Annotated in this window: 14 protein-coding genes; 8 read left to right on the top strand and 6 right to left on the bottom strand. The window is 61.0% G+C overall.

Going from position 1 to position 13,155, the window contains the following annotated elements:
• Positions 1-95 precede the first annotated feature (95 nt).
• Positions 96-1,268, top strand: coding sequence for an MFS transporter (locus tag ACP7CZ_RS25165; protein WP_034127347.1), 1,173 nt, complete (start codon positions 96-98; stop codon positions 1,266-1,268).
• Here ACP7CZ_RS25165 and ACP7CZ_RS25160 read toward each other — a convergent pair.
• Together ACP7CZ_RS25160 and ACP7CZ_RS25155 are read right to left on the bottom strand one after the other, a co-directional pair.
• Positions 1,262-2,299: an alpha/beta hydrolase family protein gene (locus ACP7CZ_RS25160; protein ID WP_057977268.1), complete on the bottom strand. Its 1,038-nt coding sequence runs from the start codon at positions 2,297-2,299 to the stop codon at positions 1,262-1,264. The two genes, ACP7CZ_RS25165 and ACP7CZ_RS25160, sit on opposite strands and share 7 nt — an antisense overlap.
• Before the next feature lie 191 nt (positions 2,300-2,490).
• The gene (locus ACP7CZ_RS25155) at positions 2,491-3,102 is read right to left on the bottom strand and encodes an FMN-dependent NADH-azoreductase (protein ID WP_034127345.1); all 612 of its coding nucleotides are present in this window, start codon (positions 3,100-3,102) and stop codon (positions 2,491-2,493) included.
• 125 nt (positions 3,103-3,227) lie between these two features.
• Between ACP7CZ_RS25155 and ACP7CZ_RS25150 the strand changes: the two genes are divergently transcribed.
• Entirely contained in the window at positions 3,228-4,136 is a 909-nt protein-coding gene (locus ACP7CZ_RS25150; RefSeq protein WP_014718355.1) for a LysR substrate-binding domain-containing protein, read from the top strand.
• Complete coding sequence (locus tag ACP7CZ_RS25145; RefSeq protein ID WP_252950904.1) at positions 4,133-4,489, top strand: MmcQ/YjbR family DNA-binding protein; 357 nt, start codon at positions 4,133-4,135, stop codon at positions 4,487-4,489. The genes ACP7CZ_RS25150 and ACP7CZ_RS25145 overlap by 4 nt, the downstream gene beginning before the upstream one ends.
• Here ACP7CZ_RS25145 and ACP7CZ_RS25140 read toward each other — a convergent pair.
• Both ACP7CZ_RS25140 and ACP7CZ_RS25135 read right to left on the bottom strand, forming a co-directional pair.
• Entirely contained in the window at positions 4,478-4,861 is a 384-nt protein-coding gene (locus ACP7CZ_RS25140; protein ID WP_197880389.1) for a DUF1294 domain-containing protein, read from the bottom strand. The two genes, ACP7CZ_RS25145 and ACP7CZ_RS25140, sit on opposite strands and share 12 nt — an antisense overlap.
• On the bottom strand, positions 4,858-5,688 hold the full coding sequence (locus ACP7CZ_RS25135) for an undecaprenyl-diphosphate phosphatase (RefSeq protein WP_044273643.1): 831 nt from the start codon (positions 5,686-5,688) through the stop codon (positions 4,858-4,860). Before ACP7CZ_RS25135 ends, ACP7CZ_RS25140 begins: the two co-directional genes overlap by 4 nt.
• Positions 5,689-5,914: 226 nt before the next feature.
• On the opposite strand from ACP7CZ_RS25135, the gene ACP7CZ_RS25130 reads away from it, so the two are divergent.
• From ACP7CZ_RS25130 to ACP7CZ_RS25120, 3 genes are all read left to right on the top strand, one after another.
• Complete coding sequence (locus ACP7CZ_RS25130) at positions 5,915-7,549, top strand: methyl-accepting chemotaxis protein (RefSeq protein ID WP_294165773.1); 1,635 nt, start codon at positions 5,915-5,917, stop codon at positions 7,547-7,549.
• 200 nt (positions 7,550-7,749) lie between these two features.
• Entirely contained in the window at positions 7,750-8,313 is a 564-nt protein-coding gene (pnuC, locus tag ACP7CZ_RS25125) for a nicotinamide riboside transporter PnuC (RefSeq protein WP_054895940.1), read from the top strand.
• Positions 8,310-8,840, top strand: a complete 531-nt coding sequence (locus ACP7CZ_RS25120) for an AAA family ATPase (protein ID WP_106118464.1) — start codon at positions 8,310-8,312, stop codon at positions 8,838-8,840. The genes pnuC and ACP7CZ_RS25120 overlap by 4 nt, the downstream gene beginning before the upstream one ends.
• Before the next feature lie 111 nt (positions 8,841-8,951).
• Here the strand turns inward: ACP7CZ_RS25120 and ggt are convergent, their stop codons facing one another.
• Positions 8,952-10,676: a gamma-glutamyltransferase gene (gene ggt, locus ACP7CZ_RS25115; RefSeq protein WP_034127337.1), complete on the bottom strand. Its 1,725-nt coding sequence runs from the start codon at positions 10,674-10,676 to the stop codon at positions 8,952-8,954.
• A 201-nt stretch (positions 10,677-10,877) separates the two neighbouring features.
• Between ggt and ACP7CZ_RS25110 the strand changes: the two genes are divergently transcribed.
• On the top strand, positions 10,878-12,023 hold the full coding sequence (locus tag ACP7CZ_RS25110; RefSeq protein ID WP_294165775.1) for a MalY/PatB family protein: 1,146 nt from the start codon (positions 10,878-10,880) through the stop codon (positions 12,021-12,023).
• A 54-nt stretch (positions 12,024-12,077) separates the two neighbouring features.
• Here the strand turns inward: ACP7CZ_RS25110 and ACP7CZ_RS25105 are convergent, their stop codons facing one another.
• Entirely contained in the window at positions 12,078-12,293 is a 216-nt protein-coding gene (locus ACP7CZ_RS25105; RefSeq protein WP_003173733.1) for a TOBE domain-containing protein, read from the bottom strand.
• Between the two features lie 377 nt (positions 12,294-12,670).
• Here ACP7CZ_RS25105 and ACP7CZ_RS25100 point away from each other — a divergent pair.
• The coding region (locus ACP7CZ_RS25100; RefSeq protein WP_426175341.1) for a ribonucleotide-diphosphate reductase subunit beta at positions 12,671-13,155 on the top strand (485 nt) is incomplete at its 3' end.

Genomic DNA, 13,155 nt, shown 5'->3' with positions numbered 1-13,155 from the left:
CGCGTTATCGTTGACGTTCTTCGCGAGCAAGCTCGCTCCTACAGTAATGCGGGATATGCCATGATGCTTTACCGCCCGCCAGCGATTGAGTATTCATGCCTGCCGCCCCCTCCTCCCTGTCGATCACCCTGCAGATCGTTTCCATCGTTTTCTACACCTTCATTGCCTTTATCTGCATCGGCCTGCCGATTGCGGTGATTCCAGGCTATGTGCACGAGCAACTGGGTTTCAGCGCCGTGGTGGCCGGGGTGACCATCGGTTCGCAGTACCTTGCCACACTGCTCAGCCGTCCGATGGCCGGGCGGATGTCGGATAACGTCGGTACCAAACGCGCGATCGTGCTAGGCCTGGCCGGCATTCTGATCAGCGGTGTACTGACCTTTATCGCCACGCTGCTGGAAAGTCTGCCGAGCTTGAGCCTGGGTATTCTGATCGCCGGTCGCCTGTTACTCGGCGTGGCCCAGGGCCTGATTGGCGTGGGGACCATCAGTTGGTGCATGGGCGCGGTGGGCGCCGAGCACACCGCACGCTCGATTTCCTGGAATGGCATCGCCTCCTACGGCGCGATTGCGATTGGTGCGCCACTTGGCGTGGTGATGGTGGCTGATTACGGCTACACCAGCCTCGGTCTTGCCCTGGCGGTGTTGGCGTCGTTGGGACTGGTGCTGATCCGCAATAAACCGTCGGTGCCGGTGGTACGTGGCGAGCGGCTGCCGTTCTGGGCGGTGTTCGGGCGTATCGCACCGTTCGGCGCCAGCCTGTGCCTGGCTTCGATTGGCTACGGCACGTTGACGACCTTTATCACCCTGTATTACCTGAATCGTGGCTGGGCCGGTGCGGCGTATTGCCTGACGGTATTTGGTGTGTGCTTTATTCTCTCGCGCCTGGTGTTTATCTCAGCCATCAGCCGGTTTGGCGGGTTCACCGCCGCCATCGCCTGCATGATCATCGAAACCCTGGGCCTGACGCTGCTGTGGCTGGCACCGTCTACCAGCGTGGCCTTGATCGGCGCAGGGTTGACCGGTTTTGGTTTGTCACTGGTTTACCCGGCGCTCGGCGTGGAAGCTATCAAGCAAGTGCCGGACAGCAGCCGCGGCGCGGGGCTGAGTGCGTATGCGGTATTTTTCGACCTGGCCCTGGCGATTGCCGGGCCGTTGATGGGCGCCGTGGCGTTGAATCTTGGCTACGGCTGGATATTCTTCTGCGCCGCGTTGCTGTCGGTCAGCGCGCTCGCCCTGACCGTACTGCTCAGGCGCCGCGCCTACTGATCAGCCGTCTGCAGGCCGGCACGCGTTGCCTCACCGAGGGTGCGACTGAAAAAGCGCCCGGCCTCGGAGACCATATCGCGGTGAATCCCTTCGCGGTCGACACCATCGGCATCGGTGCAGATGCCCGGCATTGTCGCCAGTTGATCACTGTCGCACGGGGCCATGAATACAAAGTGCCCTGCCCCGGCCAACAGCTTGAAGTCCGGCGGCTCTGGCAGTTTGCGCGCCAGGGCGGCGGCGTTTTTGTCCACTGCCACCAACTGGTCGCCATCGCCACTGTAGAGCAGCACTGGCACATGCACGTCCGCCAGGGTATGGCGGCCAAACATCAAGCTCAGCGGCGCCATCAGCATCAACGCATGGATGCGCGGGTCAGCCTGGGGTTGCAAGTCGTCGCGATCAACCACCAACTCGCCCTTGGTGGTGCACGCGTCGCGGTCTTCGGGGCGTTCCTGGCAGTAGCGGCGCAGACGTTCGAAATCCGGTTTGGCGCCCGCCAGGATCAATGCCGTTTCGCCACCGGCGGAATAACCGATGACGCCGATCTGATCGACATCGACAAAGGGCGACAGCATCGGATCGGCCAGGGTCGCGGTGATCGCCTGGGATATCTGGATCGGCCGGCCATACAGATTACTCACGGTGCCCAGGCGGCTGTGGTCCTTATAGTTGTCGCCGGGATGCAGGACCGCCACCACTACGAACCCCTTACGCACCAGTGACGTAGCCAGGTCGTGCAGGGCCAGGGGCGTGCCGGTGTTGCCGTGGGACAGCATCAGCATCGGAAAACGGCCGATAGCAACCTTGGCATCTTCACTGGCCGCGACCTGATAGGCGCCCAGCGGCGTGGTGCGTTCGGTATCGGTGGAAGGGTAAAACGCGATGGCCTTCATCGGCTGCGAATCCAGCGGGTCGAGCACACTCATGCGATGAAACCCCACACTCCAATGGGGGTGCGGTGCCGGCGCGGCGAGCACTGAAACCAGGCCGCCCAACAGCGAAAGTACCAAAACAGCACAAAGACGCATCATGGGGACGTCCACCTTTGCTGCACAAGAACCGGCCTGTCGAATAAAAAGTCCAGGGTATCGAAGGGATGTGTGCATAACCTGGGCCACAACGAAAAAACTCCGTACTCCGCTCGCGTTCAGGCGATCAGAATACAGAGTTTAGGCGCTCGGTTTCAGAATGAAACCGAGGACAGGGCAAATTTACATAAGCCTTACGCAGCGGCGAACAGTTGCTCGTTGATGCGCACGTTGGCGTCGCTCATGGCTTTGCTGCGCACTTCATCACCGTAGGCCAGGCCTTCAGCGCGCACGATCTCAATGTCGGTGATGCCCAGGAAGCCGAACAGCAGCTTCAAGTAGCCTTCGTGGGCAGCGCCCGAAGCCTGGTCGGCATGCAGGCCGCCGGCGGTGGAGACAATAATGACTTTTTTGTTGCCGCACAGGCCTTCAGGGCCGGCTTCGGAGTAACGGAAGGTCTGGCCGGCCACTGCGATGCGGTCGATCCAGGCTTTCAATTGGGTTGGGATGGTGAAGTTGTACATCGGCGCACCGACTACCACCGCATCGGCGGCGAGAAACTCAGCCAGCGACGATGCACTCAGTTCAGCCTCGTGCTTTTGCGCCGCATCGCGCAGTTCGGCAGCAGTGCCCAATGCGCCCAGGGTCGCGCCGGAGAAATGGTTGATGCCTTCGCTGGCGAGGTCGCGGTAGGTCACTTCCACACCCGGCTGGGCAGCTTGCCATGCCTTGACCACACCGGCGCTGAGCTGACGGGAGGCCGAGTTGTCGCCGAGGATGCTGGAATCGATGTGCAACAGTTTCATGATGGATCTCCGAGGTGGGATCGACAGTGGCGATCAGATGGTGGTGATGCTACGCATGAAACCAATGATCGATAAGCCAGCTGAAATGCGATAGTTTGTCCCACTGACAGGACAATAGGCCCACCATGCAAGACCTCAACGACCTCTACTATTTCGCCAAAGTCGTCGAAGCCGGCGGTTTTGCTGCGGCTGGCCGGCTACTTGGCATTCCCAAATCCAGGCTTTCACGGCGCATTGCCGAACTGGAAGACCGCCTGGGTGCACGCTTGCTGCAACGCACCACCCGGCAACTGACGCTCACCGCCGTCGGCGAACGCTACCTGCGCCACTGCCAGGCCATGCTGCTTGAAGCGGAAATGGCCGACGAGGCCGTGGCCAGTATGTCCAGCGAACCACGGGGGCGCTTGCGGGTCAGTTGCCCGGTGGGCCTGGCCCAGCAGATCCTGCCGGAGCTGGTAGCCGGTTTTTTGGCCGCGCACCCGTTGGTGCAGTTGGACATGACCCTGGTGAATCGCCGCGTCGACCTGGTGGCCGAAGGCATTGATGTAGCGCTGCGCGTACGCGAACTGGGCGACGAAGACCCGTTGCTGGTCACCAAACGCCTGCGCCAGGCGCATACCGTGCTGGTGGCCAGCCCCGTTTTCATGCGTGAGCGGCGGGTCGAAACCCTGGAAGACCTCAAGCAGTTGCCAATCCTTGGCGCACTCGAGGCGGACCGAATGGTGCACCAACGCATCATCGACCCCCAGGGCAACATGCATGAGCTAGTGATGGAGGCGCGCCTGGGCATCGAAGACTTTATCGTGCGCAAGGCCAGCGCAATGATGGGCGTGGGCTTTACGGTGCTGCCAATGATGTACTGCGAAGAAGAACTGGCCAGCGGCCGGCTGGTGCAACTGCTGCCGCAATGGTCATTGCCAGGCGGCTGGCTGCAGGCGGTATACCCGCACCGGCGCGGCGTGCTGCCGGCCATCCGGGCCTGGATCGACTATCTGGAAGAAGGCTTCAAAGGCTGTGGAGATCGGCTGTTATGAGCATGACGGAAGAACAAGTCGCACGTTTTTGCCTGAGCCTGCCAGGCGCACGGGAAGACTATAAATGGGGTGGCGTGCGGGTGTTTTCGATTGCTGGCAACAAGATGTTCGCCTTGCAGAACCTGCGCGGTGAGTCGCTGGCCTTCAAGGTCGACAAAGAACTGTTCCTGGGTCACGTCGACCGCCCGGGCATTCACCCGGCGCCTTACCTGGCGAGGGCGCAGTGGGTCATCATGAACACGCCCTACCCTTTGGGCGCAGAGGAACTGCGCGGCCTGTTGCAGCGCTCCCACCAGTTGGTGGTGAGCAAGCTGCCCAAGCGCGCGCAGATTGGCTTGCGGCTAGAGGATTGACAGCAAGGTGCCGCCGAGGAACAGCTGGTCCAGCCAGAACACCTGGTGCAACAGCACAATCACCCAGAACAGCACCTGGTAAGACACCTTGCGCGTCTTGTGCCGGAACACCTGCTGGGCTATCAACGCCCCCGGCCAACCGCCCGCCAACTCCACCGCATGCAGGATGTTTTCCGGGGTGCGCCAGCCTTCGGTCTGCGCCTTGCGCTTATCGCTCCAGTACAAGAAGAACGCAACCACGCTGACCGCGCCGTAGGCCATCAACGGGATCACCGTTTCGCCGCGATACCACAGCAACGCCGAGCCCAGCAGCGGCGCGGCACACAGCAGTACAAAGATCAGCGCCTTCAGGCGTGGGTGCTGGATAGTCATGGCTTGACCGCAGTCCAGTCGATCCAGCCGAACTGCCAGGTCGCCAGGATCACCAGGCCGAACGCAATGCGGTACCAGGCAAACGCCGCGTAGCTGTGGCTGGCGATGAACTTGAGCAGGGCCTTGACCGCAATCATGGCGAAGATGAACGAGGTGACAAAGCCAATGGCGAACACCGGCAGGTCCGCGGGCTGGAACAGGTCACGGTATTTATAGCCCGAGTACACCGCCGCACCGACCATGGTCGGCATCGCCAGGAAGAACGAGAACTCGGTAGCTGTCTTGCGCGACAGGCCGAACAACAGGCCGCCGATGATCGTTGCACCGGAGCGCGAAGTGCCCGGGATCATCGCCAGACACTGGGCCAGGCCGACCTTGAGGGCGTCTTTCCAGGTGATGTCGTCGACGGTTTCAGCCCGCACTGCATGTTGGCGGCGCTCGGCCCACAACATGATCACGCCACCCACTACCAGGGCAGTCGCTACAGTGATCGGGTTAAACAGATAGTGCTTGATCAGGTCGGCAAAAATCACCCCCAATACCACCGCCGGCAACACGGCGATGATCAGGTTGACGGTAAAGCGCCGGGCCTTGGGCTGGGTCGGCAGGCCGATGACCACGTCAAAGATCTTGCGCCGAAACTCCCAGACTACCGCCAGGATCGCGCCCAGCTGGATGATGATATTGAAGGCTTCGAAACGCTCGCCGCCAAAATTGATCAGGTCGGCGACGATGATCTGGTGGCCAGTGCTGGAGATCGGCAAGAACTCCGTAAGCCCCTCGACGATGCCGAGAATCAATGCCTGTATGGCGGTCCAAAAATCCATGCTGTCTCCAAAGGTCATGCGCGTGGCATGCCTCATAGTCTTTTTTAAGTTCACTGACGACGAGCGCACACAAGCGCCCGCGGTTGATTCTCAACGCCGGTCTGCAAAAATTCCGTGAAAAATCAGGCAGTACTCAGGTTTTTCGATTCCGGGCCGAAAGCCTATCAGACACGCCGGAAATCTCGAAGCAGCACCACAATTATAAAGAGCAGGGAGTGACAGGACGATGAACAGTTTGCGCAGCATGTCGATCAGCCGCCGCCTTTGGCTGATCCTGATAGTCGCCGTGTTGATGCTGCTGGCCTTGGGGCTGTTGATGCTCAACCAGATCCACGGCGACCTCTACCAGGCCAAGCGCCAGCAGACCCAGCACGTGGTACAGACCGCCAGTGGCGTACTCAGCTATTACCAGAACCTGGAAAAAACCGGCGTACTGACCCGCGACGCCGCGCAACAACAGGCCTTGAGCGCGGTGCGCGGCCTGCGTTACGACCACGATGATTACTTCTGGATCAACGACCTCACCCCCGTGATGATCATGCACGCGGCCAACCCCAAGCTCGACGGTCAGAACCTCTCGGCAATTCGCGACCCGGACGGTTTCGCCGTGTTCAACGAATTCGTGAGCCTGGCCAAGGCCAAGGGCGCCGGCATCGTCAACTACCGCTGGCCGAAACCCGGCGCCGAAGCGCCGGTAGAGAAAACCTCGTACATCCAACTGTTCGAACCCTGGGGCTGGATTATCGGCTCCGGCGTCTACGTCGACGATGTACAGGCTGAATTCAGGGGCCAGGTGTGGAAAGCCTCGGCCATTGGCCTGGGCATTGCGTTGATGATGGCCGTGCTGGTGGTGTTGATCGCTCGCAGCATCGTGCAGCCGTTGCAGGCGGCGGTGAATGCCATGGGCAATATCGCCAGCGGCGAAAGCGACCTGACCCACAGCCTCGACACCCACGGTCGTGACGAACTGACCGCACTGGCCCAGCACTTCAATAGCTTCACCGCCAAGCTGCGCCAGGTTGTCGGCCAGTTGCAGGTGTGCGCGAACGCCCTGGGCCAGTCGTCCACCGAGCTGGGCCACAACGCCAGCCAGGCCCATGACCGCAGCCAGCAGCAATCGCAGCAGATGGAACTGGTGGCCACCGCCATCAATGAAGTCACCTACGGCGTGCAGGACGTAGCGAAGAATGCCGAACACGCCGCCAGCGAAATGCGCGATGCCCAGGCCCAGGCACAACAGGGCCAGGTCAACATCGACGGCAGCTTGCAGCAGATCGACCAGCTCTCCACCACCATCAGCCAGGCTGTGGAGGTGATCCGCACACTCTCCAGCGAAAGCACGCAGATCGGCGGGGTACTGGAGGTGATCCGCTCCATCGCCGACCAGACCAACCTGCTCGCCCTCAACGCCGCCATCGAAGCCGCCCGCGCCGGGGAGCAAGGCCGTGGGTTTGCGGTGGTCGCCGATGAGGTGCGGCTGCTGGCCCAGCGCACGCAGAAATCCACCGCCGAGATCCAGGTAATGATCGAGCGCCTGCAAGGTCACTCGGAAGCGGCGGTCAAGGTCATCAGCGACAGCCACAGCGCCTCGCAACTGACCATCGAGCAAGCCGGCCAGGCCGGTGCAAGCCTCACCGCCATCGGCCAGGCACTGCACAACCTCAACGGCCTGAACGCCTCGATTGCCAGCGCCACCCTGCAGCAGGCCCATGTGGTGGAAGACATCAACCAGAACGTCACCCAAGCGGCCGGGCTGTCCCATAGCACGGCGCTGGCGGCGGAGCAATCGAGCGTGGCGAGTGCGCAGTTGCGTAGCTTGAGTGAGCAGCTTGATGGGTTGCTGCGCCAATTCCGAATCTAGCGCTGATTAGCCTTTTGTAGGAGCGAGCTTGCTCGCGAAAAACCCATAGGCACCGCGGTTATTCAGACAATACGCGGTAACCTTGACGATCTTCGCGAGCAAGCTCGCTCCTGCAGAGGGCAATGACGCATTGCTATGTTTGATGATCGGTTAGCTCTGGGTACAATCACCGCCCTCTCCCACTCTCCCAAGGATCCGCCATGTCCGGGCTTGAACTGTTCGCCGCCGCCCTGGGGGTGATCGCTGTCTGGCTGACGGTCAAACAAAACCCCTGGTGCTGGCCCATCGGCCTGGTGATGGTGTTGCTCTACACCTGGGTGTTTTTCGAGGTCAAGCTCTACTCGGACATGCTGCTGCAAGTGGTCTACGCGGCGCTGCAAGTTTACGGTTGGTGGCAGTGGACCCGCGCTGGCGAGGTCAAGCAAGGCCGCCAGGTCACCAGCCTGAAAGCGCCGGCAATCATGGCCAGCCTGGCTGTGGGCGCCGTCGGCAGTCTGCTGCTGGGCGCCGCCATGGCCCACTGGACTGACGCCGCCCAGCCCTGGCTCGACGCCGCCCTCACCGGCTTCAGCCTGGTCGCGCAGATGTGGATGGCGCAAAAACGCGTGCAGTGCTGGCCGTTGTGGATTGTGGTGGATGTGATCTTCGTCGGTCTGTTCCTCTACAAAGGCCTCTATCTCACGGCTGCACTCTATGCATTGTTTACCGTGATTGCCGTGCAAGGCTGGCGCGAGTGGCGCGCCGACCCGGCGTTGCGCACATGAAAGTGGTGGTATTGGCGGGCCCCGAATCCAGCGGCAAGAGCTGGCTGGCGGCGCAGTTGCACACGCGCTTCGGCGGGTTGATGGTGGGGGAATATGTGCGGCACTTCATCGATCAGCATCAGCGCGACACCACCCTGGCGGATATCCCGGCCATTGCCCAGGGCCAGTTGGCCTGGGAGGACGCCGCCCGCGCCAAACGCCCCGCCTTGCTGATCCTCGACACCCACCTGCTGACCAACAAGCTCTGGAGCCAGACCCTGTTCGGCGACTATCCCGGCTGGCTTGATGACGAACTTCTGGCGCGGCATTACGACCTGCACCTGCTGCTCTCACCCGAGGATGTGGAATGGAGTGCCGACGGCCAGCGCTGCCAGCCGGAACTGGCGGATCGCCGGGCGTTTTTTCAGGCCAGCCTGGAGTGGATGCAGGAGCATCGACAGCCGCTGGTGGTGATTGGCGGGGATTGGGAGCAGCGCCGCCAGGCGGCATTTACCGCCGTCAAGCAGTTGCTCGCCTTCCCCCTGTAGGAGCGAGCTTGCTCGCGAAAAACCGGAGTGCGCCGCTGTGAATCAGGCACCCCGCGTTATCGTTAACGATCTTCGCGAGCAAGCTCGCTCCTACACCAACGGTGTGAAGCCTTAGTAACCCAACGACAACCCCGTATTGCGTCGCGGGTCATTGGCCCCATAGAAGCGGTTGTTACCCACCGGCTTGCCATCCAGAGCAGGCGCACCGACCAGGATCGCCGCCAAATGGTTGGCATCTTGCGGACCAGCAAACTTATGGCCCCAGCTCTCGAGAATCTTCTGGGTATCCGGGCTCACGGCAAACGTCTCAAGGTTGGTGGTCTCAGGCATCCACTGCTGGTGGAAGCGCGGCGCGTCCACGGCTTCCTGGATATTCATCTTGTAGTCGATGACATTCAGGATGGTCAGCAAGGTGGCAGTGATGATGCGACTGCCCCCCGGTGTACCGACGACCATCACCGCCTTGCCGTCCTTGGTGACGATGGTCGGGCTCATCGACGACAGCGGCGCCTTGCCCGGTGCGATGGCGTTGGCTTCGCCCTGCACCAGCCCGTACATGTTCGGCACGCCGACCTTGACGGTGAAGTCGTCCATTTCATCGTTGAGAATCACCCCCGTCTTGCTCGCCATCACCCCGGCACCAAACCAGTCGTTGAGGGTATAGGTCACCGAGACCGCGTTGCCCCATTTGTCGACGATGGAATAGTGGGTGGTGTTATTGCCTTCATGCGGCGATACACCCGGTTTGATTGCCTGGGAATCACCGGCCTTTTGCGGTTCGATCGCCGCACGTAGCTTGGCCGCGTAGTTCTTGTCCAGCAGATGCTCGATGGGGTTCTTCACGAAGTCCGGGTCACCGAGATAGCTGTTGCGGTCCACGTAGGCGTGGCGCATCGCTTCGATCTGGTAGTGCAGGCCCTGTGCCGAGTGATAGCCCAGGTCGGCCATCGGGTAGCCTTCGAGGATGTTCATGATCTGGCAGATCACCACACCGCCGGAGCTGGGTGGCGGCGCCGAGACCACATGGTAGCCACGGTAGTCGCACTCGATGGGGGCCAGTTCGCGGGTTTTGTAGGCGTCGAGGTCGGCCTGGGTGATGATGCCTTTGCCGGCCTGGCTGGAATCCACTACCGCCTTGGCGACCCAGCCTTTATAGAAACCGTCGGTGCCCTTGGCCGAGATTTCCTTGAGGGTCTTGGCCAGGTCCTTCTGCACCAGCTTTTGGCCTACCTGCATCGGCTCGCCGTTATGCAGAAAGATGCCACGCATATCCTGGTCTTTTTCGAACTCACCGGTGGCGGTGTGCAACAGGTCGATATCGCCCTGCTCCAGCGCAAAGCCGTTTTCCGCCAGCTTGATCGCCGGGGCAATCACTTGGGCGCGCTTGAGGGTGCCGTATTTGCTCAGGGCCAGCTCCATGCCGGACACCGTGCCCGGTACGCCGACCGCCAAATGGCCTTTGGCGCTGAGGCCCTCGACCACATTGCCGGCCTTGTCGAGGTACATATCGGCCGTCGCCGCCAAAGGGGCTTTTTCGCGGAAGTCGAGGAAGGTCTTGCGCCCGTCCGCCAGTTGCACCGTCATGAAACCGCCACCGCCCAGGTTGCCCGCCGCCGGGTACACCACCGCCAGTGCGTAACCCACTGCCACCGCCGCATCGACCGCGTTGCCGCCGGCCTTGAGCACATCGACCCCCACATGGGTTGCCAGGTGCTGGGCCGTGACCACCATGCCATTTTCACCCGCAACCGGGGCTTGGGAAGCTGCATGCACCCCGTTGATCGTTAATACCAGCGCGGTAGCAATCAAGGTGTGACTCAAGGGTTGGTATTTCATCCATGGCTACTCTGATTATTGAGATGCACCAAAATAGCCCCTCGCTGATTCAATCCCCAGCGCAATGGCGTTTTTATTACAGAACTTGTCGGTCATGGAACGCACACCGCTGTGCAAGGTGGCAATCAGCTCTGGCCTATAAAATTAATGGCGCTAGAATCGGCGCCATTCTTTCGCCGCCGCCCTGATACGAGCCTGTCCATGAGCTTTGATTTCGACACGATCCACCCACGCTTCGATACCGGCAGTACCAAGTGGAGCCGTTACCCGCAAGATGTTCTGCCGATGTGGATCGCCGACATGGACATCGCCGCGCCGCCCGCCATTTTGCGCGCCCTGCACGCGCGCCTGGACCAGCAGATTCTCGGCTACAGCGTGGCCGGCCCGGACGTGCGCGACGCCATCGTCGCTGACCTGTGGGCCAAATACGCCTGGCGCGTGCAGCCCGAAGAACTGTTGTTCCTGCCCGGCGTGGAGCCTGGCTTCAATATGGCCCTGCACGCATTCGTCCAGCCCGGCCAGGCGGTGGTGCTGCAAACCCCCAACTACCGGCCGATTCGCCTGGCGCCGGGCAACTGGAATCTGCCACGCATCGAAATGCCGTTCGAGTTGCTCAACGGCGAATACGTCACGCCTATGCCTGCGATGCGCCAGGCTTTGAGCGGTGCCGATGCGTTGCTGCTGAGTAATCCGCACAACCCCATCGGCAAGGTATTTCCCCGGGAGGAACTGACGGCGGTAGCCAATGCCTGCCTGGAAGCTGGCGCGCTGATCATCAGCGACGAGATCCACGCCGAGCTGTGCTTCGACGGCCGTCGCCACATCCCCACCGCCAGCCTCAGCCCCGAGATTGCCCAGCGCACCATCACCCTGATGTCGGCGAGCAAGGCTTATAACGTGGCCGGCTTGAAGACCTGCTTTGCGGTGGTCCAGAACGCCGAAGTGCGCGAGCGCTTCAATAACGCACGCTGCGGCATGGTCGACAGCGTCAGCCCCCTGGGCCTGGAAGCCACCCGTGCCGCCTACAGCAAATGCGCCGACTGGCTCAGCGCGCTGGTGCCGTACCTGCAAGCCAACCGCGACTACCTGCTCGATGCAGTAAAGACCCGCTTGCCTGGTGTGGTAATGCATGCACCACAGGGCACCTTCCTGGCGTGGCTCGATTGCAGCGCTCTTGGCCTGGATGACCCGCAGCAGTTTTTCCTTGGGCACGCCAAGGTCGGCCTGAGCGCGGGGATCGAATTCGGTGATGACAGCCAGCAGTTCGTGCGCCTGAACTTCGGTTGCCCACGGGCGATGCTGGAGGAAGGGATACAGCGCATGGAACGAGCCTTGCGCCAGCGCTAACCTCCCGGTGGAGCATTCGTGGGAGGGCAGGCAATCCCCTCCCACATTATTCATTCACAACTTGGCGATGGACACTTCAGTCGATTTCACGAAGGCAATCACTTCACTGCCCACCTTCAATTCCAGATCACGCACCGAACGTGTGGTAATCACCGACGTCACAATGCCAGACGCGGTTTGTACGTCGATTTCCGACACCACTTCCCCCAATAGAATCTCCTTGATCACGCCTTTGAACTGGTTGCGCACGTTGATCGCTTTGATGGTCATGTCGGCTTTCCTTTTGGCTGTTGGGTCAATCCGCACGAATGCGCAGGCCCTCAAATTGCGCCTCGATAGAAAAGATTAAAAGGAATAAATATCTATTTATCTATTCCATAAAGACATATGAAGTAAATATTCTTCGCCTCCCATCTGCCCGGCGCCCAACGTTCGGCAGCGACTTATAACCGCACATCTTGTGCGTTGACCAACCTTGTTACACACCATATAGTGTGCCCACAAACAAAACAGACCACTACATAGTGTGCAGAATCGGTATTTGCCGACCACACTCAGCGCAGTATTTCAATGCCTGGTAGCCTGCAAATCGCACATTTTTTGGACGGGTTGAACACCGTCAGAACGGATCAGAAGGGAGTATTTCAATGCTGAGTTGGGATGAAGTCGACAACGAAGACACCGTTGCAGCGGTGATCAAAGGCGCCAACGCCGGCCACGCCACCGAAGCCAACATGGACCGCCTCGACGGTGCCGGCGCCGCTGCCGCCGTGGAAGCCCGTGCCGTCACCGCCAACGACTCCGCCGCCATCGTGCGTGCCAAGGCCGCCCTGGACAAACTCGACGTCGCCGAAGGCCTCGCCGAGCTCGAAGGCGCCTCCGCCCGCGTCGCCGTTGACGAAAAGCGCATGATCAACTGCCGCGCCGACCTCAACCAACTCGTGCCATTCAAGTACGACTGGGCCTGGCAGAAGTACCTCGACGGCTGCGCCAACCACTGGATGCCGCAAGAGGTCAACATGACCGCCGACATCGCCCTGTGGAAAAACCCCGAAGGCCTGACCGACGACGAGCGCCGCATCGTCATGCGCAACCTGGGCTTCTTCTCCACCGCCGACTCCCTGGTAGCCAA

The organism is Pseudomonas sp. DWP2-2, from assembly GCF_049897065.1.
In the GTDB taxonomy this organism is placed as follows: domain Bacteria; phylum Pseudomonadota; class Gammaproteobacteria; order Pseudomonadales; family Pseudomonadaceae; genus Aquipseudomonas; species Aquipseudomonas paracarnis.
Note: the sequence above shows the minus strand (reverse complement) of the source record. Positions and strands in the feature narration are given on the sequence as shown.